18 protein-coding genes and 1 tRNA gene are annotated in these 22463 nt (G+C 60.4%); 8 read left to right on the top strand and 11 right to left on the bottom strand.

The genetic code is table 11. The annotated features are described in order from the left end of the window. Positions 1-84: 84 nt before the first annotated feature. Positions 85-648 (bottom strand): PaaI family thioesterase, encoded by a 564-nt coding sequence (locus HMPREF2860_RS02065; RefSeq protein WP_224786555.1) that lies wholly within the window; start codon positions 646-648, stop codon positions 85-87. Positions 649-762: 114 nt separating this feature from the next. Between HMPREF2860_RS02065 and gndA the strand changes: the two genes are divergently transcribed. The 7 genes from gndA to HMPREF2860_RS02030 all read left to right on the top strand — a co-directional run bounded on the left by gndA (position 763) and on the right by HMPREF2860_RS02030 (position 10502). Continuing rightward, complete coding sequence (gene gndA / locus HMPREF2860_RS02060) at positions 763-2205, top strand: NADP-dependent phosphogluconate dehydrogenase (protein ID WP_197914494.1); 1443 nt, start codon at positions 763-765, stop codon at positions 2203-2205. Positions 2206-2252: 47 nt separating this feature from the next. Then, on the top strand, positions 2253-3866 hold the full coding sequence (locus HMPREF2860_RS02055) for a bifunctional hydroxymethylpyrimidine kinase/phosphomethylpyrimidine kinase (RefSeq protein ID WP_070628533.1): 1614 nt from the start codon (positions 2253-2255) through the stop codon (positions 3864-3866). Positions 3867-3945: 79 nt separating this feature from the next. Continuing rightward, positions 3946-5280 carry a DEAD/DEAH box helicase gene (locus HMPREF2860_RS02050; RefSeq protein WP_236658583.1) on the top strand — a complete coding sequence of 445 codons (1335 nt, stop codon included), beginning with the start codon at positions 3946-3948 and terminating at the stop codon, positions 5278-5280. Positions 5281-5283: 3 nt separating this feature from the next. Beyond that, positions 5284-6669, top strand: a complete 1386-nt coding sequence (locus HMPREF2860_RS02045; protein ID WP_070560230.1) for a hemolysin family protein — start codon at positions 5284-5286, stop codon at positions 6667-6669. After that, entirely contained in the window at positions 6666-7880 is a 1215-nt protein-coding gene (locus HMPREF2860_RS02040; protein ID WP_070560228.1) for a hemolysin family protein, read from the top strand. Before HMPREF2860_RS02045 ends, HMPREF2860_RS02040 begins: the two co-directional genes overlap by 4 nt. Further along, positions 7877-8794 (top strand): 3-methyladenine DNA glycosylase, encoded by a 918-nt coding sequence (locus HMPREF2860_RS02035; RefSeq protein ID WP_070628532.1) that lies wholly within the window; start codon positions 7877-7879, stop codon positions 8792-8794. The genes HMPREF2860_RS02040 and HMPREF2860_RS02035 overlap by 4 nt, the downstream gene beginning before the upstream one ends. A gap of 97 nt (positions 8795-8891) precedes the next feature. Then, positions 8892-10502, top strand: coding sequence for a vWA domain-containing protein (locus HMPREF2860_RS02030; protein WP_070628531.1), 1611 nt, complete (start codon positions 8892-8894; stop codon positions 10500-10502). 145 nt (positions 10503-10647) lie between these two features. Here the strand turns inward: HMPREF2860_RS02030 and HMPREF2860_RS02025 are convergent, their stop codons facing one another. The 5 genes from HMPREF2860_RS02025 to secA2 all read right to left on the bottom strand — a co-directional run bounded on the left by HMPREF2860_RS02025 (position 10648) and on the right by secA2 (position 15958). After that, positions 10648-11151, bottom strand: a complete 504-nt coding sequence (locus tag HMPREF2860_RS02025; protein WP_172620271.1) for a MerR family transcriptional regulator — start codon at positions 11149-11151, stop codon at positions 10648-10650. Between the two features lie 388 nt (positions 11152-11539). Then, positions 11540-12139: a bifunctional nuclease family protein gene (locus HMPREF2860_RS02020; protein ID WP_070628530.1), complete on the bottom strand. Its 600-nt coding sequence runs from the start codon at positions 12137-12139 to the stop codon at positions 11540-11542. A 45-nt stretch (positions 12140-12184) separates the two neighbouring features. Next, positions 12185-12943, bottom strand: a complete 759-nt coding sequence (locus tag HMPREF2860_RS02015) for a transcriptional regulator FtsR (RefSeq protein ID WP_070560220.1) — start codon at positions 12941-12943, stop codon at positions 12185-12187. A gap of 71 nt (positions 12944-13014) precedes the next feature. Continuing rightward, positions 13015-13440 carry an oxoglutarate dehydrogenase inhibitor Odhl gene (gene odhI / locus HMPREF2860_RS02010; RefSeq protein ID WP_038625554.1) on the bottom strand — a complete coding sequence of 142 codons (426 nt, stop codon included), beginning with the start codon at positions 13438-13440 and terminating at the stop codon, positions 13015-13017. A 238-nt stretch (positions 13441-13678) separates the two neighbouring features. Beyond that, a complete protein-coding gene (gene secA2 / locus HMPREF2860_RS02005) occupies positions 13679-15958 on the bottom strand; it encodes an accessory Sec system translocase SecA2 (RefSeq protein ID WP_070560218.1) in 2280 nt (759 codons plus the stop codon). A 205-nt stretch (positions 15959-16163) separates the two neighbouring features. On the opposite strand from secA2, the gene rraA reads away from it, so the two are divergent. Further along, positions 16164-16637 carry a ribonuclease E activity regulator RraA gene (gene rraA, locus HMPREF2860_RS02000; protein ID WP_049181072.1) on the top strand — a complete coding sequence of 158 codons (474 nt, stop codon included), beginning with the start codon at positions 16164-16166 and terminating at the stop codon, positions 16635-16637. A gap of 96 nt (positions 16638-16733) precedes the next feature. On the opposite strand, the gene HMPREF2860_RS01995 is transcribed toward rraA, so the two are convergent. The 5 genes from HMPREF2860_RS01995 to bioD all read right to left on the bottom strand — a co-directional run bounded on the left by HMPREF2860_RS01995 (position 16734) and on the right by bioD (position 22351). Continuing rightward, positions 16734-16807, bottom strand: a tRNA-Pro gene (locus HMPREF2860_RS01995). A gap of 86 nt (positions 16808-16893) precedes the next feature. Next, on the bottom strand, positions 16894-17907 hold the full coding sequence (locus tag HMPREF2860_RS01990; RefSeq protein WP_070628529.1) for a PASTA domain-containing protein: 1014 nt from the start codon (positions 17905-17907) through the stop codon (positions 16894-16896). A 157-nt stretch (positions 17908-18064) separates the two neighbouring features. Continuing rightward, entirely contained in the window at positions 18065-20365 is a 2301-nt protein-coding gene (gene der / locus HMPREF2860_RS01985; protein ID WP_070628528.1) for a bifunctional cytidylate kinase/GTPase Der, read from the bottom strand. 66 nt (positions 20366-20431) lie between these two features. After that, positions 20432-21283, bottom strand: a complete 852-nt coding sequence (locus HMPREF2860_RS01980) for a pseudouridine synthase (protein WP_080972844.1) — start codon at positions 21281-21283, stop codon at positions 20432-20434. A gap of 378 nt (positions 21284-21661) precedes the next feature. Next, entirely contained in the window at positions 21662-22351 is a 690-nt protein-coding gene (bioD, locus tag HMPREF2860_RS01975) for a dethiobiotin synthase (RefSeq protein WP_070628527.1), read from the bottom strand. Positions 22352-22463 lie beyond the last annotated feature (112 nt).

The raw sequence follows: 22463 nt of genomic DNA, 5'->3' as shown, positions 1-22463 counted from the left end.
CAGGTGGCTAGGTTAGAAAACAGCTAACCAAGGTTAACCACCTGCGAGTTCCCTATCTGGCCCGTTACCACCTATGACGATTTGCTACAGCGGCTTGTCAAGTACCGCAATTCGTAGGTTGGTGCGGGCCAGCAGTTTTTCATCTGCCTTGCGGGTGTGCTCAATGCGCCACAGTTGCATGGTGCGCCCCAGGTACTCCGGCTCCGCAGTAGTGACAATTACCTCGCCGGCCCGGGCGGAGCGGTAAAAATCGGTGTTGTTGTTCACACCGACGACCGGCTTCTTCGCACCGCAGGCAACGAAACCAGCAATAGAGCCAGCAGTCTCACCTAGCGAGCAGTAAACACCGCCATTGGCTAGGCCCCACGGTTGCAGGTGGTCGGGCCCGACTGCGAGCTCCATCTGAATTCGCTCCGGCCCGACATGGACAAACTTCGTGCCCAGCAGCGTATCTAGACCGCCGATTCCGTTATCGCCCAAGGTGCTGTTAAAAACAGCCAGCTCCTCATCGCTCAAGGCTTCCTGGCTAGCCTTCGTCACCAGTGTCATATACTTGCGCAGCCCCTTCCTCTTCGCCTGCTCGGCGGCGGAATCTGCAGAGTTAGAGTCCTGTGAACTGCCATTATTCGCAATAGTCTCGTCAGCCATGCCAAACATTGTGCCAGCACACGCCATCACTTGTGGCAGTTTTAACGTTAAAACCAGTAACAAATTCTGAGTCCCAGATACAACGAACCCTGGCCAGGCTTTAAGATGGTGGGCATGACCGATAACAATGAACTCGCACAAATTGGTGTCGTCGGGCTCGCCGTCATGGGCTCGAATATCGCGCGCAACTTCGCCCACAAGGGACACACAGTTGCCGTGTACAACCGCAGCCCGGAGAAAACTCGCACCCTCATCGCTGAACACGGTGATGAAGGCTCATTCATCCCGTCCGAGACCATCGAAGAGTTCGTCGCTTCGCTGGAGCGCCCGCGTCGCGCTCTGATTATGGTTCAGGCAGGTGCCGCTACTGATGCGGTCATCGATCAGCTTGCCGACGTGATGGAGCCCGGCGACATCATCATTGATGGCGGTAACTCTCTTTACACGGACACCATCCGTCGTGAGAAGGCTATTCGCGCCCGTGGCCTGCACTACGTTGGCACTGGTATTTCCGGTGGTGAGGAAGGCGCTCTGACCGGCCCATCCATTATGCCGGGTGGCACGAAGGAGTCCTACGAGTCCCTCGGCCCGCTGCTGGAGTCCATCTCCGCTCACGTTGATGGCGTTCCGTGCTGTACACACATTTCCTCCGATGGCGCTGGCCACTTCGTGAAGATGGTCCACAACGGCATCGAGTACGCGGATATGCAGGTCATCGGCGAGGCCTACCACCTGCTGCGCGAGGCCGCTGGCCTCACCCCTGCAGAGATTGCAGATATCTTCCGCGAGTGGAACAAGGGCGACCTGGACTCCTACTTGGTTGAGATCACCGCTGAGGTTCTCTCCCAGGTCGATGAGAAGACAGGCAAGCCGCTGGTGGATGTCATCGTGGATGCCGCTGGTCAGAAGGGCACCGGGCGTTGGACGGTCAAGGCCGCTTTGGACTTGGGCATTCCGGTAACTGGTATTGGCGAGGCCGTGTTCGCTCGCGCCCTGTCGTCTTCCCTTGCTCAGCGTGAGGCTGCACGCAACCTGCCGTCAGGAAGCCTGGCTAAGGCGCCCGAGGATCGCGATGCTTTTGTGGAACGCGTCCGTAAGGCTCTCTACGCTTCCAAGATCATTGCCTACTCGCAGGGCTTTGATGAGATTAACGCTGGCGCCAAGGAGTACGGCTGGGAAATTGACCGCGGTGCGCTGGCAACCATCTGGCGTGGTGGCTGCATCATTCGCGCTCAGTTCCTGAACCGCATCAAGGAAGCGTACGACCGCGATCCGGAGCTGCCGGCGCTGGTACTCGACGAGTACTTCCGTGACCAGGTCACCGAGTGCCTCGACGCCTGGCGCGATGTTGTTGTCACTGCAGCACAAATGGGTATCCCGGCTCCGGTGTTCTCCTCCTCGCTGGCTTACTATGACGGCCTGCGTGCAGAGCGCCTGCCGGCAGCGCTGGTTCAGGGGCAGCGTGACTACTTCGGTGCACACACTTACAAGCGCGTTGACCGCGAGGGCGCTTTCCACACCCTCTGGTCTGGCGACCGCTCCGAGGTTGAAGCATAGTGTTGAAGTCTGTCGCTTCACACTCTTGAAGTTAAAAGGGGTCTGAGATGCCATTTCCATTGAAGGCGAAGCCTGATTTTGTGCCACGAGTTCTTTCCATCGCCGGCACAGACCCAACCGGTGGGGCTGGACTGCATGCCGATTTAAAGTCAATTGCTGCCGCCGGTGGTTATGGCATGGGCGTGGTCACCGCTTTGGTATCTCAGAACACCGTGGGCGTTCGTGCCGTCCACACCCCACCTGTTGACTTCCTCGTCGAGCAGCTGGCTGCTGTGACTGAGGACGTCACCATCGACGCGGTGAAGATTGGCATGTTGGGGTCACGCGAACTCACGCAGGCCGTCACCAGCTGGGTTCAGGAGACCAAGCCAGCCGTGGTTGTTCTCGATCCGGTTATGGTCGCTACCTCCGGCGACCGTCTGCTTGACGAAGATGCCATGGATGCAATGCGGGACTTGGTCGCGGAAGCCACCGTCATCACGCCGAATGTTCCCGAACTGGCGTTGCTTGCCGACGCCCCGGAGGCCAGCGACTTCACTGAGCTGATTGAGCAGGCGCTGGAGTTCGCGGGCAAGAACGATGTCATCGTGATTGCAAAAGCTGGTCACTTAAGTGATGAGGAAGCCGGAAATGCCGTGGCATCCCCCGATGGCCAGGTTTTCTTCAGCTCTTCTCCCCGCATTCACACTGAGAACACCCATGGCACGGGTTGTTCGCTGTCCGCTGCTCTCGCCACACGGATTGGTGGGGGCTCTGCGATTAATGATGCCCTGCGCTGGACTACGCGCTGGCTCAGCGAGTCCATTCGTTTCGCGGATAACCTCAACGTCGGCCAGGGGCACGGCCCCATTGACCACGGCCACAGGGCTCGTCGCCTGGAAAAGGTCGCGCTTCGGCGAATGCAACCAGTACATCTGAACTCCAGTTTTTCCCCAGGAGCCATCGAAGGCACTGACACTGCGCAATCGCCAAAAGAGTTGGAATCTTTCTTCGGGCACTCACTCCAGATTGCTCCGGCGGGCCCCTTTACTTCCCAGCTGTGGCGGGACATCGAGGACATCGTTGCCGAGATTGGCGGAATGTTCAGCGTCCCCACGATGCTCCGCGGCGACCTTTCCTCGGAAGAAACCAACTTCTTCGTAGCGCAAGAGGCCTGGTACTTGCACCAAGTTTTCCCAGTCCTGTCGCATCTGGCAACGAAAGCACCCTGCCCAAAGGAACAGGTTCTGTGGTCATCGGTCGCGCAGGAAGCCCTGGTGCGTGCGTTGGAATTGAGCAATAACACGCTGGAAGAGGCTTCTTCGGCGCTCGAGGACATCGAGCCGACAACCATCACGCAGCTTTTGCTGGACGTGCATTCTTCCTGTAGCGCTTTCAATCCATATCGGGTCGCCGTAACCAGTATCGTCGCCGAAATGTGGGTTACAGCCGAGCTGACTCTGCAAGGAAAATCGCTGGTTGATGGGGATTCCACGATTGCGGACTGGGTGGAGGTGTATTCCGACCCCGAGTATGTTGACAGTGTTCAGCAGGCTCTCGAGGTCCTTGAAGAGAATATGTCCACGGCCAGCGATGCGGAGCTCAAATCTATCCGCAATATCTTCCGTCGAGCTGCTGTTCTTGAGCGCGAGGCCTACGCGCAACCGGGGCGCGGTTGGTAAATCTCATGGGACGGTGGTTTCCAGTTCACCGGACGTGCCTATTGCATGGCAGTCCGGGGATAGCGGTATCCTAACAAGCATGCCCCCTCCTGCTGAGTCCAGTGATTTCAGACAGTTGGGCACGCCGGAAGCAATTGTGAGTATTCTGCGTGCCCAGCACATAACTTCGCCCACCGCCGTGCAGGTGGCGACTTTGCCAGATGCTTTCGCTGGCAAGGACGTTCTTGCACAGGCCCCCACAGGCTCGGGCAAAACGCTCGCATTCGGCATTCCGCTGGTCACGTTACTCAATAACGCCTCTCCAGCGCTTCCCCGTTACCCGCGCGCGCTTATTATTTCGCCGACGCGGGAACTTGCAGATCAAATTGCTGATGTCCTCGCTGACATCGGCGCCGCTGCAGGTCTGCGTGTCTTGAGCTTGGTCGGCGGTGACTCCGTGGCCAAGCAGCAGACTCTGCTCGCAGCACCAGTCGATATCGCTGTGGTCACACCGGGTCGCGCACACGATTTGCGCCGCCGCGGTCTACTCAATCTTGAGCAGGTTCTTACCGTTGTCGTAGACGAAGCGGACATGCTCTCTGACATGGGCTTTCTGCCCGATGTTCTGGGCCTAGTCCGTGCGTGTCCGAAGTCGGCACAGCGCATGGTCTTTTCCGCCACGATTAACGACGACGCCGCGGGGCTTATCCGCGATCGTCGCGCAAGTAGCACCGAAGTTGCGAAACACAAGGTCACTGCATCCCGGCTGACCATGCGCAATATGCGGCATCTGTTACTTCGGGTAGAGGACAACACTGAGGCAGACGAAGTGGTCGCCTGGATTGCCTCCCGCAAGGATCAGTGCGTCATCTTCGCCAACTCTAAGGCGCGTGTCGTGCAGCTGGCTAAGTTTTTACAGTTCTACGACATCAAGTTAGGTTTCCTCCACGGCGATCGCGGCCAGGCAACTCGTCGCACAGTCCTCAAGGCCTTTGCCGACGGTGAAATCAATGTCCTCGTCACCACGGATGTGGCCGCTCGGGGCATTGATATCGATGCTCTTGACTTGGTTGTGCACGCGGATCCGCCAAGGGATTCCGCGACGTACATTCACCGCTCGGGTCGCACGGCGCGTGCAGGTGCTTCCGGCACGGTAGCGATGATTGTGCGTGACCGCCAGGTTGATCAGGCCCGTGAGCTGCTGGCAGGAGCCGGCGTTGAAGCTGAAGAGCTGCGCGCAGCTCCGGGGCTGCCGCGATTTGTCAAGGAACTGGGCGCACGCCGTCCGCGCCGGGCTCGTCAAGATCAGAGCCAATCGGCAGGCGGTGCTAGTGGTTCCGGGTACCGCGGGCGCGGCGGCCCGTCGGCAAGCGGAAAGAATCGTGCTGGCGGTCGCGTACACCGCCCCAAGCGAGGGAAAAAGAAGAAGAGATAATCAGTGGATATTGTTCTCAATATTGTCGCGGTTGTCGGCTTTATCGCGCTAACCGCTGGCACCGGCCTCTTTGTGGCGTTTGAATTCGCGCTGACGGGACTGGAGCGTTCTACGATTGACGCCGACCGCGCCCGTTCAGCGGATGCACCTGCTGAGGCCGTTCACAATGCACATAATCGACTGTCCTTCCACCTCTCCGGTGCACAGCTGGGCATTACGTTGACGACGCTGGCAACTGGTTTCCTCGCGGAACCGGTACTGGCGCAGTACTTCACGCCGATGCTGCATTGGATGGGGCTCAGCGAGTCTGCAGCGGGACCGACCGCACTGATTCTTGCGCTCATTGTGGCCACGATGTTGTCAATGGTCTACGGCGAGTTGGTGCCGAAGAACGTCGCGATTACAGAGCCGCTGGCTTCGGCGCGCGTTACGGCTCGTCCGGTGATGGCGTTTAACTGGGTGTTCCGCTACTTCATCCAGTCGCTGAATGCCTCGGCGAACTGGCTGGTGCGCAAGCTCGGCATTGAACCGGCGGATGAGCTGGCTTCGGCGCGTTCCCCGCAGGAGCTGGAAGCACTGGTGCGCAATTCTGCGGAGCAGGGTGCATTGGATGAGTCGAAGGCTGCTGTGCTCGAGTCGTCGTTACGCTTTGGCGAAACTACTGCGGAGGACCTGATGACGCCGCGGTCGACGATTACTTCTCTCGATGTCGATGACACGGCGCTGGATCTGCTGGCTGTCGCCATCGAATCAGGACATTCCCGCTTCCCCATTACTGACGGGGACCTCGATGCCACTGTCGGTGTTGTCCACGTCAAGGACGCATTCGCGGTGCCTGCGGCGAAGCGCTCAACTACCACCATGCGGGAGGTTGCACGGCCAGTGCCCACGCTGCCGCAGTCGCTGGACGGCGATGCCGTACTGGAGGCCGTGCGTTCGGCTGGTTCGCAGATTGCGCTGGTCGCGGACGAGTATGGCGGCATCGCCGGCATTGTCACCATCGAGGACGTCGTCGAGGAAATTCTCGGCGAGGTCTGGGATGAGTACGACGACAAGGAGTCCGAGCAGGAAGTCAAGCGCGCAATTGAAGGCTGGAATTGCTCCGGCCTTGTGCGTACCGACGAACTTCCGACCAAGGTCGGATACTTCGCCCCGGAGGGCAGCTTCGAAACCCTCGGTGGCCTGATTATGTTTGCGCTCGGTCGCATCCCAGAGGTCGGTGATGTCGTCCTGCTGCCAGAGACCGAACGCGACTTCATGGACGAATTCGAATCGGGTATCGCCGGACGCTGGTACGCCCGCATTCTGGAGATGGATGACCGCCGCGTGGATCGTGCCATTTTGATTCCTGTGACCAACGAGCGCGCTAAGGAGATGTTCAACCTATGAGTGACTGGTTTGGAATCCTCCTGACCTTCGTCTTGTTGTTGGTCAACGCGTTTTTCGTGGGCGCGGAGTTCTCACTTATTGCTGCTCGCCGTGACCGTTTGGAAGCGCTGCTGGCTCAGGGAAAGAAGCGCGCTCGCACAGTTATCAATGCTTCTGAGCACCTGTCGATGATGCTCGCCGCCGCACAGCTGGGCATCACCATTGCCTCGCTGCTGCTGGGTAAGGTCTCTGAACCGGCGCTGGCACATCTGCTGGAAGCTCCTTTCCACGCCATGGGTATTCCGGAATCACTGCTACACCCGCTGAGCTTTGCCATCGCGTTGATGCTGGTGTCAGTGCTGCACATCATGCTCGGCGAAATGGTTCCAAAAAACATTTCCCTAGCCGGCCCAGAGACAGTGGCCATGCTGCTTATTCCGGTTCACATGGTTTTCTACCGCCTGACCAAACCGCTGTTGCTGCTGTTTAACTGGTTGGCTCGCCATACACTGAGGCTGTTCGGCATTGAGCAGCGCGATGAGCTTGACACCACTGTTGATTCCACTGAGTTGGCATCGATGATTGCGGAGTCTCGTCAAGAGGGGCTCCTTGACAGCGAGGAGCACGTCCGACTTCGTCGCACGCTGGCCTCGGCCACGCGCACCATTGAGGAGGTGCTAATTCCGCACGAGCAGATTCGGCGCCTCCCCACTGCACCGACTGTGGGCGACCTAGAGACGGCGGTCACCGAAACTGGCTTCTCCCGGTTCCCCGTCGCTGCGGCCAACAATGAACCCAACGAGTACCGTGGCTACGTTCACGTCAAGGATGTCCTCGACCGCGTCATGGACCCTGCCTCCGGACCGGAGACAGCCATCCCTGATGACGAGATTCGCCCGATGATCGAGATTCCGATCGATGCCACGCTGGATGAGGGATTGCGCATCATGCGCCGCTACAGCGCCCACATGGCAGTGGCTGTACGCGCTCGCATGCCAAAGCCGCACCTGCGCGCAAGCGCCCCGGCAAGTATCGCCCCGAAGACCGGTGCTTTCTCCGGCGCGGAGCAGATCGGCATCGTGGCTCTGGAGGACCTCATCGAAGAGCAGGTCGGTGTCGTGCGTGACTGGACCCACGAGGTCTCCCCGCGTCGCAGCGGTGCACCAAAGCAGTACCCAATCGTGAACCAGCCCCGAATCCGGCCGGGCACCACGCAGGGACACCAGCAGTGACATCTACGCCCGATTCGTCTTTCGACTGGCGTGAAGCCAAAGCAAGGCATATCGCCCGCGTCGATGCCCTGACCCGCGATCACCTGTCCCGTCGCAGTCGTGGCCAGCGCCACCCGGTGTGGGACTTCATCTTCGAGTACTACCCCGTCAAGCCCGGTCAACTCCGCCGCTGGTCACCGGGCATCGGCGTAGATCTTCCCGGTGCGACAGCCAAGGACATCAGTCACCTGAAGTTTTTTACCCTCGACATGGATGACGCTACCGACAGTCCTGCTAGCAAGGAGCCCACCGATACCGCCTCGGGGACGGCACGCATGGATGTTTCGGCGTACGTCGATAAGCGAGGTAAGACGGTGGCGTACATCGGCAATCTGTTGCGTTCGACGCGCACGAATCCAGCGCACTTTGACTGCTTCGGCCTGCATGAATGGGCGATGGTGTATCGCCAGCCCGAGCATCGTCACCCGGAGCCACTGCGGCTTGGTCAGGCAGGCACGGACGAGGTCGTCGAGGCCCACACAGTGCGGTGTACGCACTTCGACGCCTTCCGCTTCTTTACGCCCGACGCCGTCCCGCTCAACGAGTTTGCGCCGACGCGCGAGACACAGCCGCACTGTGAGCAGATGGGCTGTCTGCACGCCAACATGGACTTGTATAAATGGGCGACCAAGCTCGGCGAGGCGGTCCCCGGCGACCTGTGGCTGGATACTTTCGAGCTCGCGTGCAGTGCCCGTGAGTTGGATATGCGCGCCGCTCCCTACGATCTGCGGGATTGGGGCTTTGCTCCCATTCGCATCGAGACTCCCGAGGGCAAGGCCGAGTACGTCCGCCGCCAGCGTGAGCTCAGCGCGCGTGCCGACGTCCTGCGCGGGCGTTTGCTGCAAGTAGTAGATGTCGCATTGTCCACGCAGTAGAGTTGGCAGGAGTTACGTGCGCGTTTGTGCTTTACGACGAGGTCTGCTGCGAGTCGACAGCGCCGAGCACACTCAGCATAGAAAGGGCTAAAACGACATGGGACGACACGCCTCGGGTGAGAACAACTATCGAGTGGCTAAGGGGCCTTTTATTGCCGTCTTGGTCGTCATTGTTCTGGTGGCTGCGGTTTTTGCCTGGGTTAATCTGCGCAAGAGCAACGATTCGTCGATTGATGCGGATCGTGCACGGTGTACCAAGGGTGATCTGACACTGGTGGTGACCGCTGACCCTGCTGCGGTGGGCTCGGCACAGAAACTCGTGCAGGACTATGGCGAGTCAAATCCCGTGGTGAGGGACTTCTGCGTGCGGCCACAGATTACTGTGGCCGGCTCGCAGGAGGTTGTGAACGCCTTGGCTGATGCTGACGGTGCTGAAGCTGGTGAGGGGGCTCCGGAGGACCCCGCTGCGGATGATTCTGCAGCTGACGAGGCCAGCGCCGGAATTATGACGCCGGGAGTCTGGATTCCCGCCGATATCTCCTTCGTGGATCAAGCGAAGAATTCAGACAAGGTCAAGGTCAACAACCCCAAGACGTGGTTGCCACCGATTGCCAGTGGCGTGGCCTTCACAACCAATCGTGCTGACCAGCTGAACAACGCCACCTGGGAAGAGCTTGCGGGATTGCGCGTGGCCGCCCCCGGTGGCTCCGATGCTGCACTGTCTGCCGTGATCAGTGCTCGACTTGGCGGCCCGGATCTCGCTCACGAACGCGCGGACTTGGGTGAGGTCTACACCTCCAATACTCTGCTGACCATGCTCAGCCAGAATGTCGCCGAATTCGACGGTGTGGCCGCAACCCAGCCCATGCTGCAGATGGCCGGCGAGGGGCTGAAGCTGGTCTCCCCTGCGGATGCACCCCAGCTGCACGCGCCAGTTGTCACCTTTGGCTCCGGCGGCAAGATCGACGAGAACACGGCTCGCGCGGCCGAGGACTTCCGTAACTTCGCCGCAGATCACGGCGCCGACGGCGAAGCTGCTGAGAGTACTTTCAGCCCTAAAGTAGCGGAGAACTTTGGAGTGCTCTCGCAGATCCAGACAGATTCCTTTGCGCTGCCGCCAGCACTGGAGCAGCCGGATGCGCAACAGCCCGCAACTGCGGTAGGCTCGGCGCTCCTACTCGCTGACACCTCCGATGGCGTCGATGTCGGGGCGCTATCCGCTGCTCTGACCGGCGCTATCGATGCCGCACCTGGTGGCCGCTACGGCCTGTGGACATTCGCCCCCGAGGTGAACCGTCTCGCGGAACTTCCAGCCCCCGATGACGAGGCCAACAATGGCGCAGACGCCGTAAAGAGCTCGCTGGCCGAACTTCCGGCCGGTGGTGAGGCGCAGTTCTGGCCAGCGCTTATCGATGCCTACCAGGCCGCCCGCGACACCTACTCCCCTGACAAGCCGAACCGGCTCGTCGTGCTCACCTCGGGGCGCGATGCCTCGGGCGCCGATGCCGCCGAGTCCGTCGAGCGAATCAAGGAACTCATTAGCCCGGACCGCCCGGTAACGATTGAGGTCATCGTGCTTCCCGACGGGGACAGCTCCATCCCTGAACTGCAGGAAGTGGCGAATATGACCACTGGTTCTCTGCGCATTGCGGCTGACTATGGCGATGGCCTGGCCTCTCAGTTGGCTGCGGCAATCGGTACCGAGTAACCAGCAAAAAACCGCCTCCATCTGGCCCAACCTCGGGAGAGGAAAACGGAACCAGTTGTGGAAGGCGGTTTTCGTTTAGTTTTGTTTCGCTTCTTTGAGCGGCGGCCGTAGCAGCAACGCCACTATCTAGCCGTATCGCTGGCTGTTAGGAGATGCGGCGGCGACGGCGCTCAGCCAACTCGTCGATGCCAGTACCTGGATTTTCCTGAGTACCGTCGATACGCTCGGATGGGAAGGAGGCGATGGTGCCAGTCAGTTCCTTCATAATGCCCGGGACAGCAATGCCGAACACTCCCTGGCCACCGTTGAGCAGGTCAATGACTTCTTCATTGGAGCGACACTGGTAGACGGTGCGACCGTCGGAAACCAGCGTGATGGTAGCCAGGTCATCGACACCGAGGTCGCGCAGGCGGTCGACAGCCAGGCGGATGTTCTGCAGGGAAATACCGGTGTCCAGCAGGCCGCGAACAATCTTCAAAACGAGGATGTCGCGGAAGGAGTACAGACGCTGGGTGCCCGAGCCCTTGGCGGTACGAATCGAAGGCTCAACCAGCTTGGTGCGCGCCCAGTAGTCCAGCTGACGGTAAGAAATGCCCGCTACCTGACATGCGATGGGGACGCGGTAGCCAACTTGCTCGTCCGGTCCCATGTCGAACAGGGATTCCTGGACCGCGCGTGGCTCTTGCGAGTCCGACGCACGGAGCTCATTGTCGCCAAAGAGCGAACCGCTGTTGTCGTCGACCATATAAATTCTCCCGAGGTAGTTTCACTGCCGTTATTTATCTTTCGCCAAGGTTAATCGGCTGTCAATACATCACAGGACGACACGCCGAATCTCTAAACCTAAAGTTAAGGTTTAGAGTTTGGAGTCGCAGTTTCCCCAGCTCAAGCACAGCCCGGGAGAAAAACCCCAGGAAGGGGTGAAACTATAACTTAAGAAAAGTTACCCCTTTTATGGGGTCATTCAGCGACGTGCCGGAGGAAATACGCGCCACAACTACATCAAAAGTTGTCAGGTGTTCACTCCAGTCACACTGCTAACGGTCGCTATCGGAAGCCGAGTCGGCGCCACCGTCGGCTTCACCATCGGACTCCCTACCCTCCGCATCACCATACGGCTCGGCAAAGTAGTCAGCATCAATACTGTCGAGAAATTCAGCAAACTCCGACACCGACGCCTCGACAGAGTCGGTCTCCGTGTCGTCGGTAAGCGAACCGCCATTGGTAGCGACAAGACGCGCCGACACCGACATGGCATCGAGCACATCGCGTGCAACATATAGCGGCACCTCAAGCTCGCTGGCGATAAGGATTAGGTCGGAGGGGCGCATGTCAATCTCTGCGCCGCCTTCAAGCACCAGGCTGGCGATGAAAACGCCCTCGTGCACGCCCGTAATCTGACCACGCAGGGCGCTCTGCCCCACCATGTCCAGCGTATCGACAAAGACGTCATGCATGCCCGGACGACGCTGCGTAGCGCCGGTCTCGCGGGCGGAGTACTCCGTCGCCGTCGCCAAATCAATCCAGATCGGGATAATCCGGTTAGTCTCTTCGGCATGCAGGAGCAGCACCGGATCATCCTCAGGAGGGTGCGCCATCCAGTCTAGAAACTTGACTTCTACGAGTTTTTCGTCCATAACAGCGATAATTGTAGCGAGCCGCTATTCACGCGGGACTACTGACTACTTCCCCAGATCTTTGTTGACCTGGCGCTTGACTAAAGTGCCGTGCAGCGTGACCATCAGCGCGGTCATCTCACGACCCATTTCCACAGCCTTCTGCTTGCCACTAGCCGCACGCGACTTACTCAGCGGACTAGCTGCCAGCGACACCAAATCAGCCTCACGGGTCGCAGCGGTACGCACAGTTTTGAGGTGGCGGGCATCCAGACCGAACTCAGACAGCTTGACTGCCGTCTCGGTGATGAGCAGGTCATCGCCGTCGAACATGTTCAGCGTGTCCGGAGTAATCAAGCCGACGCGGACCAGCTCAGTGATGAACTTCTCGCTAGCGCCGGTGCGCTCTGCCAGCTCCGCCTGCGTCAGCGAGACCACTGCAGCTTCGCGGAACTGATCCGCCGTCACCAGTGGAGTAACCGAAGCCAGACCGTCGCCGCCAGCGTTGCCCGCATCAATTTCGTCGAGCTGCTCTTTAATAACCTTCAGCGGCAAGTAGTTATCGCGCTGAACGGTCAGAATGTAGCGCAGGCGGTCAATGTCCGCCTGGCTGTAGCGACGATAGCCCGAGGAACTACGCGACGGGCACAGCAGCCCTTCCGACTCGAGAAAACGAATTTTGGACAGCGTTACATCAGGGAACTCAACCTTGACTTCCTTCAGCACAGCACCGATGGTCTTCTTCTTGCCCACCGAGCGTGCTTGCTTCGCAGTGCTTTCTGACGAAGCCGGCTGCGAAACCGCTGATTTGTGTACTGCTGCCACTGGTCTTTTCCGAGCCTTTACAAAAATAAGGGGGTTAATGCCGACAGACGTCGACACTAACCGATGTCGAATTAGTTACCGATAAGGAATACGAGGCGGAACTTACCGACCTGGACCTCGTCACCATTAGCCAGAACCGCGGAGTTCTTCGGCTCGCGGTTAACGTAGGTGCCGTTCAGCGATCCCACGTCGACAACCTCGTAGGAGTCACCGTTCTTGCGGAACTCTGCGTGGCGACGGGAAACAGTCACGTCATCGAGGAAAATGTCGCTTTCCGGGTGACGACCAGCGGTGGTGACTGCCTGATCGAGCAGGAAACGAGAACCCGCGTTTGGCCCCCGCTTGACGACCAAGAGTGCCGAGCCTGCCGGAAGTCCTTCAACACCGGAGACCGTGGAGTCCGTGTTAGAGCTGGACTCCATCTCCTTCAGCAAATCTGCACGGAAGACCGAGGTGGTCTCGACCGATGCCTCTGGCTGGCCGCTATTGCTAGTCATATCTTTCCCTCCGGGATAACCTTGGGCGATTTACTCGTTACTTTTTAGATAATAGCGCCCCAACCGCTTTCGTGTTGTTATCTAATCCCAACCATGTTGTGACGCAGCTCACCGAGAGGGTATGTACAACATGATTGATATGCGTAAATACCGACATCGGAGAGCTTTCTCCGTGGGTGTACCTAGGCCGGTCACTTGAGAAATATTTTCAAATTGTTACCAAACCTGTGGTTACGGCTTACCTAAACATCGCTGCAATTGAACCGACGACCGAGCCACCACCATTGCTCAATGGGTTGTCGTTGACCATGTACGTCCACGTCGAGCTCGGGCGGGCAAGTCCCGTGTCCTCCAGATGCGCGCCATCGCTATCGATTTCGGCCTCCTGGAAGGTCTGCACCGACTCGGTGACGGCATTGTTGACCAGGTTTTTAAAGGCACCGATGGCGGCGCGGTGGAACTCATCAATGGGGCTTTCCTTAGCCAGCGCGCGCAGGTGAATCGACTCCCGCAGGTCGTCCAGATCCGCCAGGTGTTCCGACCATCCGAGATCCAGGTGGCTCAACATGATTTCCCGGGCAGCGTCCTCGGCGACGTCGCGCCCGGCTGCGGCTTCCACGTCTTTCGCCCGCGCCGATGCCAGCTTGGACAGTTCTTCCCAGGCAGCATTCGTAGTCAGCAGTTTCTCCCGGCGCTCATCCAGAATCTCGCGCTGGTCGCCGATGAGCTTGTTGTACTTCCACGTCGTCGCATGAATGGACAGCATGGTCGCCTCTGTCACTCGCTGTGCTCGGTCGATGAACTGGTATGCCCGCTTATCGCGGACGCGACCGTCGTCTTCAGGCAGCACGCTCAGTGTTTCGCCGGCAGCACCTTCGGAAATCACCGGGTCATCCAGGGAGACAAAGAACACCGACGAGCCCGGATCGCCCTGGCGTCCGGCGCGGCCACGCAACTGGTTATCCAGTCGGTCAGTGCGGTGCTTACCCAGACCAATGACGCATAGGCCACCGCGTTCGACTACGGCATCGCGGTTGGATTCGTCCGCCCCTCCGAGGCGGATGTCGGTACCGCGGCCGGCCATCTGGGTGGACACCGTGACGCGGCCAATATCGCCAGCATTGGCGATGACTTGGGCCTCCAGCTCGTCATTTTTCGCGTTCAGTACCGACGATTCGATGCCGCGCAGAACCAGCGCATCGGCCAGTCGTTCCGATTCCGCCACGTCACGGGTGCCTACGAGTATTGGTCGACCAGTGCCGTTGAGTTCCACGACCTCGTCGACAAGCGCGGCGAACGCGTCGTCGGTGGTGGCGTAGATGCGGTCGGGCTCGTCGTCACGGATGCATGGGACGTTGGGTTCAATGACAGAGACGTGGAGTCCGTAGAACTCGCGGAACTGGTCGCCCGCGGAGGTGGCGGTGCCGGTCATGCCGCAGGTGATGTCGTAGCGGCCGACGAGTTGCTGGATGGTCATGGAGTCTAGGATGCGACCGCCCTCCGAGACTTGCAGGCCCTCCTTGGCCTCTACCGCCGCCTGTAGACCGTCCGGCCAGCGCTGCAGTTCCGCCACGCGTCCCTTCGAGGCGTCGATGAGCTGTACCTTGCCGTCGCGCACGATGTAGTCGACATCGCGCTGCAGCAGCTCGTGGGCGTGCAGTGCGACGTTGACCTGAACCAGGGTGGTGCCGACGTGTTCGGCGTCGTACAGCGAGCTGATGCCGAGCAGCCGTTCGACGCGCGCAGCGCCAGTATCGGTAAGGAAGACATTGCGGCGGCCTTCGTCGACGGTGTAGTCATCGCCGAGCTGCAGGCGGCGCACCACGTCGGTAATCTGCCCGGTTGGCGCGGTGCCAGGTTCGTTGCCGGCGAGCACGAGCGGGACCAGCGCTTCATCGACCAACACTGAGTCGGCCTCGTCGATGATGGCGACATCAGCTGGCGACTGCACGCGGTCTTCAATGGTCGGCGCGCAGCGGTCGCGCAGGACGTCAAAGCCGAGTTCGTTGACGGCGGCGTAGACGATGTCTGCCGCATATGCTTTACGACGCTCCCCCGGACCATCCTGCGGCGAAATAGCCGCCACCGAGAGTCCAAGGAACCCGAACAGCGGTTGCATCCACTGCGCGTCGCGGCCTGCGAGGTAGTCGTTGACAGTCACGGAATGCACGCGGTGGCCACGCAGCGCGAACCCGGCTGCGGCCAGGGCGCCGGAGAGAGTCTTGCCCTCACCGGTGGCCATCTGGATAACGTCTCCCTCCATGAGCGCCAGCGCGCCTTGCAGCTGCACATCGAAGGGGCGCATGGATAGGGTGCGTTGGGAGACTTCGCGGAGCGCGGCTAAAAGCTCCGGTGCATCGGTGGCGTGTTGGCGGGCGAAGTCGGCGAGGTCGGAGTCGGAAAGCGCCTGTACCTGTGGCTCGAGCTCAGCAGCGCGCGCCACCAGCCCTACGCTGCGTTTTTGGTTGCGCCCTTGCTTGCCGCCAAGAGCCTTCCAAAACCAATTAAACCCAGCCATCTTCTACCCTTCCTGCGCACGTGTGGTTGTCGGCGCGTTCTGACTCACCAGAGTAATCAATCTGGACCGGCCTTCGGAGCGTCAATCGCTGCCAGCGAATTTGCACCATATGTCTTTGGTCACATCTTGAGTTTGAAACAATGGAGTTAACACTTGTTACGAACACATTCTTGTGATCATTTTTCGGAAGGACTTGAAATCCCCTATGGCAATCGAATTCATCCCCACCGCTGACCTGGTTGACGAGATCGGCCCGGACGTGCGTTCCTGCGATACCCAGATGCGCAACCTCGGCGGTCGCGTGGAGTTCTGCGGCAAGATCTCCACGGTCAAGTGCTTCCAGGACAATGCGCTGCTGAAGAAGGTCCTCTCCGAGCCGTCTGGGGGCGGCGTGCTTGTCATCGACGGTGACGCTTCGGTCCACACGGCGCTGGTCGGTGACGTTATTGCGGGGCTCGGCAAGGACAATGGCTGGGCTGGTGTGGTCGTCAACGGCGCGATCCGCGACTCCAAGCTGATTGGTGAGATGGACTTCGGGTGCAAGGCGCTTGGCACCAACCCGCGCAAGTCCACCAAGACCGGCGAAGGCGAGCGCGACGTCGTTGTCTCCTTCGGCGGCATTGACTTCGTTCCGGGCGAGACGCTCTACGCTGACTCCGACGGTATTGTCGTGCGCTAGTAGCATCGTGCGCTAGACGGCAAACAAACCGTAAGCAATAGCCGTAAACAAAAACCGCCGCCTCCCGGAATCTTCCAGAAGACGGCGGATATTTTGTCGGGCTGACCGGATTTGAACCGACGACCCCCTCACCCCCAGTGAGGTGCGCTACCAAACTGCGCTACAGCCCGTGTGCACGAAAGTGCAACGATCTATAGGTTACATCATTGGTGTTTGCTGGCGGAAATCGCCCCTGACGCATGCCCCGCCTATCGCATTACTGCAGGTAGATGGTCACAGGCGTGGATGTCTCCGCCATCTGCCCCTCCGGCGGATCGATCGAGGCAACCTTGCCCATGATCGCGGCCACAGAATTGGTCTGGTTGCCCTCTGCGTCGACGACTGTCACGTTCTGGTAGCCGTTGGTACGCAGCTCCACCTCGACCGAGGCCGGGCTCTTGCCCACCACACCCTGCGGGATAGTACCCCAGCCGCTACTGCGCTCACCGGGCCCAGGGATAGCTGGTGGCGACTCGCGAAGTTGATCCAGCTCCTGCTCAAGGCGCTCACGGGTGTCGTTAATCGTGCCCGACGGGTCCAAACGATCGGTAGGGCTTGTCGTGGTTTCCTCCGGCGAGGTTGTCGTCGGCGTCGGGCTTGACGACGTCTCCTGCGTCGGCTCCGCCATATTGTCGTTTTTGTCCTCGGTTCCGGAAGTAAAGGACAAAACCAGGGCTACCAGCGCGACTACGGCCACCATCGCGGCAATGGCCACGATGGCGACAGGCTTACCCCAGCCCTTCTTGGAGTCATCGTTACCGCGGTTGTCGCGGTTATTACCGCGGTTGTTGCCGTTGTTCGGGTCGCCGTAACCGCCTGCGACACCTGCACCACCTGCAGCGTACTGCTGGGTCTGACCTGCCTGCTGGCTCGCCTGACTATAGCCGCGCTCTTCTTCAGACAGCGGCGCCCAGTACTGGCCACTGCCCTGTGCGCCAGCACCTTGCGCCCCGGCACCCGCGCCTGAGCCGACACCGGCACCTCGCGGGTTATCAAATCGTGTTTCACCGCCACGCTGGAGGAATTGCGTCTCAGAGGAGTCGCCACCGAAGTATTCGGTCGGTTGCTCGCCCGCAAAGTCGGCATCTGGGTTGTACCCGCGATGTCCCTCGCCCCGCGGAATGTAGCGAGTCGCGGAGTCATCGCCGTATGAGCTTGAGGAATCGCGTCCGTAGCTGTTGTCTCGGCCGTCGTGCTGAGAGCCGTCACGGTTGTTGCCGCGCCTGACCATTGTCAGTTCTCCTTATCGCTAATTTCCTAAAACTCCAAAATGCCAACGAAAAGCCCAAAATGCAATTGCCTAAATCACATTTTGGGCTTTTCTCAGCTCAGTTCGAGCGACTAGCAGGGCTTAAAAGCACGTCCCAGCGGCGCTTCCTAGCAGCTTCCTACCGGCGCTTTTTCTTCTCGCGGACACGCACCGCGATGCGCACCGGCGAGCCCTCGAAACCGAATTCTTCACGCAGCTTGCGCTCCAGGAAGCGACGGTAGCCGTGCTCCAGGAAGCCGGTTGTGAACAGCACAATCACCGGCGGGCGCGAGGACGCCTGGGTGGCAAACAGCACGCGCGGCTGTCGACCACCACGCAGCGGTGGCGGGTTCTGCTGCATGATCGCGCGCAGCCAGGTGTTCAGGCGACCAGTGGAGATGCGCTTATCCCACGACTCCACAGCCTCCAGCATTGCCGGCTCCAGCTTCTGCACAGCACGCCCGGTCTTGGCGGAGATATTCACCCGACGAGCCCACGGCACGTGCGAAAGCTGCTCTTCAATCTCGCGCTCGAGCAGGTCGCGGCGGTCCTCATCCATGAGGTCCCACTTGTTGTAGGCCACCACGAGTGCGCGACCGGAGTCGAGAATCATGCGCAGCACGCGCTGATCTTGCTCGGTAATCTGCTCAGAGGCATCGACCAGGAAGATCACAACCTCGGCGTTGTCAATCGTCGAACGAGTACGCAGCGAGGCGTAGAACTCGTGGCCCTTGGCGGTCTTGGTCTTCTTACGGATACCAGCGGTATCCACGAAACGCCACAGCGTGTCGTTCATCTGCACCAGCGAGTCCACCGGATCAACCGTAGTACCGGCCACGTCGCTGACTACTGCGCGATCTTCACCGGAGAGTTTGTTCAGCAGCGAGGACTTGCCCACATTCGGCTTGCCCACCAGCGCCACGCGACGCGGCCCGGTCGGCAGCGACTTCGCACGCGGCACCTCCGGGAAGGAGGCCACGACTTCGTCCATCACGTCGGCATTGCCACGACCGTGGAGGGCCGAGGTTGGGTGCGGCTCGCCGAGCCCGAGGGCCCAGAACTCCGCGACGTCGCCAAGCTGCGAATCCGACTCAAACTTGTTGGCGGCGAGAATAACCGGCTGCTCCGCGCGCTGCAGACGGCGGGCCATAACCTCTTCCGTGGCGGTGATGCCGACGGTGGTGTCAACGACCATGACAATCACATCGGCGGTCTCCATGGCGGTCTCCGCCTGACGAGCAATCGCCGCGTGCATGCCCTTGGCGTCCGGATCCCAGCCGCCGGTGTCCTGCACCCAGAAGCGACGTCCGCCCCATTCTCCCAGGTAGGAGATGCGGTCGCGAGTCACGCCCGGGAAGTCTTCGACAACTGCTTCACGACGGCCAATGAACCTGTTAACCATGGTGGACTTACCAACATTCGGTCGTCCCACTATGGCCACGGTCGGAAGGGCTTCTTCCTCCTCGTCGCTCACGCCAAGTGCTGCGAATGCGTTTTCCAGCTCTTCCCAGTCGGCGTCATCGTCAATCTGGCCGGTTTCGGCGCGCTCGATCGCTTCGGAGATGATCGTCTCGTGGTCGGCAATCGTGCGGTCGATGAACTCGTCTGCGCTGGTGTGGCTGCCTGCGGTGCCTGGCGCGTTTTCGGTCTCCACGTTTGCGACCAGGTGTCCGGCGGTGTCGTCCTCGGAGTCCTCGTAAGAGCCCTCGAACTCCTCGTTGTCGACATCGTCCCAGTCCATGGTGGACCCCGGGTAGCCGGCCTCAACGACATCGAGGACGTTTTCCACGACCTCTTCGATGTCCATCTCAGAGGTGTCCAAAATGAATGCGTCTTCGGCTGGCTTCAGCGGCGAGGTCGCACGGTTGCTGTCGAGTTCGTCGCGGCGGATGACGTCGGCAAGCACGGTGTCGAAGTCAGCCTGACGACCAGCAGCAATGTCCTGGTCGTAGCGGCGGCGGGCGCGCACCTCAGCGGAGGCGGTCATGAAGATTTTCGCCGGAACGTCCGGGAGCACCACCGTGCCGATGTCGCGGCCTTCCACCACGCAGCGCACCGCCGATGCGGCCAGCGAGCGCTGGAGCGCGACCAGGTTGGTACGCACGGCCGGAATCGCGGAGACAGCCGACACGTTGCGGGTAACCTCCGGGCCGCGGATCTCGCCGGAGACATCCTCGCCGTCGAGGAGGACAGCGGTGGAGTTCGGGTCATCGGAGACTTCCAGTGGCAGGGCGGCCGTCGCCTTGGCCACGGCTTCCTCGTCGGCCGGGTCGATGCCCTGGCGCAGTACCCACAGGGTGGCCACACGGTACATCGCGCCGGTATCCAGGTACTTTGCACCCAGCTCGGTTGCGACCATCCGAGAGACAGTCGACTTGCCAGTGCCGGAAGGGCCATCGATGGCAACCAACAGCATGTCGTCAGTGTTCTGCTCACTCATGTGGGCTCCTTCAGCTCCTTGTTGTTCCACTCCGTGGTTTTCTTCGTTCTTCTTCACTAGTGCCATTTACAGCCCCACCGCGTTGTAGAGAGAGGTCAGCTCAGCGCGGTTGAGTGCGCGGAGAGCGCCCGGAGTCTGCTCGCCCAGCTGGACAGTGTGAATCTTAGTGCGCACCAGGCGCTCGACCGGGTAGCCCGCGGTCTTGAGCATCCGGCGCACGATGTGTTTGCGGCCCTCGTGCAGCTCGATGCGGACGATAGAGCGGCCCTGCCAAACGTCGATAATCTGCGCCATGTCCGCCTTGGCGATGCCATCATCAAGCTCAATGCCCTTTTCCAGCTCGCGCATGACCTTGGGGTCAACCTCGCCGACAACGGTGGCCATGTAGGTCTTGGTGACCTCGTAGCTTGGGTGCATCAGGCGGTTGGCCAGCTCACCGTCGTTGGTGAGCAGCAGCAGCCCTTCGGTGGGCGCATCCAGACGACCAACGTGGAAGAGTCGCTGACCAGCGCTGATCTTCTCACCGATGATGTCGCCCACACACGGACGGCCCATGTCATCGTGCATGGTCGACTGCACACCACGCGGCTTGTTCAGGACGAAGTACTGCATGTCCTCATTGACGATGACGCGGGAACCATCAACGCGAATCACAGATGTGTTTGGATCCACCCGTACGCCCTGTCGCGTCACAATCTTGCCGTCGACCTCGACGCGGCCTTCGTCGATAAGCTTTTCCGCCATGCGACGCGACGCCACGCCTGCCTGCGCGAGCACCTTCTGCAGGCGCACGCCCTCACCTGCTTGGCTGTGAGCGCGCTTGCCCGAGCTACGACGGTCGGAGTCCACGTGCTGATGACGCGCCGGGCGGGCGTTGGATACGTAGATGTCCTTCGCGTGGACGTTGGAGGTCTCCATCTTCGCGCCACTGTCGCGACGGCTGCGATTGCGCTGGGCGTTAGTGGAGCCGTGTGCGCGGTTGGAGTGATTCTTACGGTTCTTGTGTGCCGGTGTGCCTTCTCGGCGAGCGGGTTTAGCCACTTGACCTACATCCTTTTCAAGCGTTGGAGAATGTTCTGTTTGTTAGAACGTCAGCGCCAGGCGACGCTGTTCTCTCCCCCGTGGGCCCAAAATGGCCGGTGGAAGCAGGTTAATAAAGAGAATTACAGAGAAAGCCTCGCGCCTTGTCGTCTAGTCACCTTAGCACGTTTCTCGCAAAACGCCAGCTTAACGACGTCCCGCGCGGCCTCTACTTCAAGGCGCCGCCAGAGCGCCCCTTAAAGCGCTGCGGCTCCCCTACAGCGCTGCGGCCCACTCTCGCACGCCCGGTAGCCACTGCGTAGCTTTCGACACAAACTCCTGCCGGCCCAGCGTGCCCGCTCCCGCCTGCACCGACCCCAGCAGCGGCACCCCGGTGATGCGTGGCAGTTCTTCCAGGTTCGTCTCGATGATCGGATCGACCTCCGCCGGCAGCGAACCGCCCACCAGCGCCGTGACATTGACCCCACGGCCCCGCGCCACCTCGACGGTGAGCTCCGCCTCGTTAAGGCACCCCAGGTCCAACCGCGTCACGACCACCATCTGGCTCCCCGGCAGCAACGCCGCCAGCTCCGGCAGCGCCCAGTCCTCGCCGAGCCTCACTAGCAGCCCGCCCGCGCCCTCCACGAGGACAACGCGGTTCGGCCCGTCGATAAGCTTGACCTTCTCCGCAATTTCCGTGGCCTTCGGCAGTCGCATGCCCGCGCGCTGCGCCGCCGCTACCGGCGCCATCGGCTCGGGGTAACGCTCGAAACCATGCAGGTTGTCGATCCCCGTCAGCTCCGCGACAGTGTCCAAATCACCGCCGTCAGGGCCCGGGAAGCCGGTCTGAATTGGCTTGACGACGTGCACCTCCTTACCCTCCCCGCGTAGTGCCGCCGCCAGGGCTGCCGCGCCGATGGTCTTTCCAATATCCGTACCGGTGCCGGTGACAAGGACGGTGCTCATGGTGGATGATGCTCCTTCTGCTTGTGGTGGTGTGATTCTGAGGCTGTGACGCTGTTGTGTTGCCTTGCTGCGCGGTTGGTCGTCGTGCTGATTGCGCTACTCGTTGTGCTGC

The organism is Corynebacterium sp. HMSC064E10 (genome assembly GCF_001812505.1).
Classification (GTDB): Bacteria; Actinomycetota; Actinomycetes; order Mycobacteriales; family Mycobacteriaceae; genus Corynebacterium; species Corynebacterium amycolatum.
The sequence above is the reverse complement of the archived record's forward strand: the minus strand, read 5'-3'. Positions and strand labels throughout refer to the sequence as shown.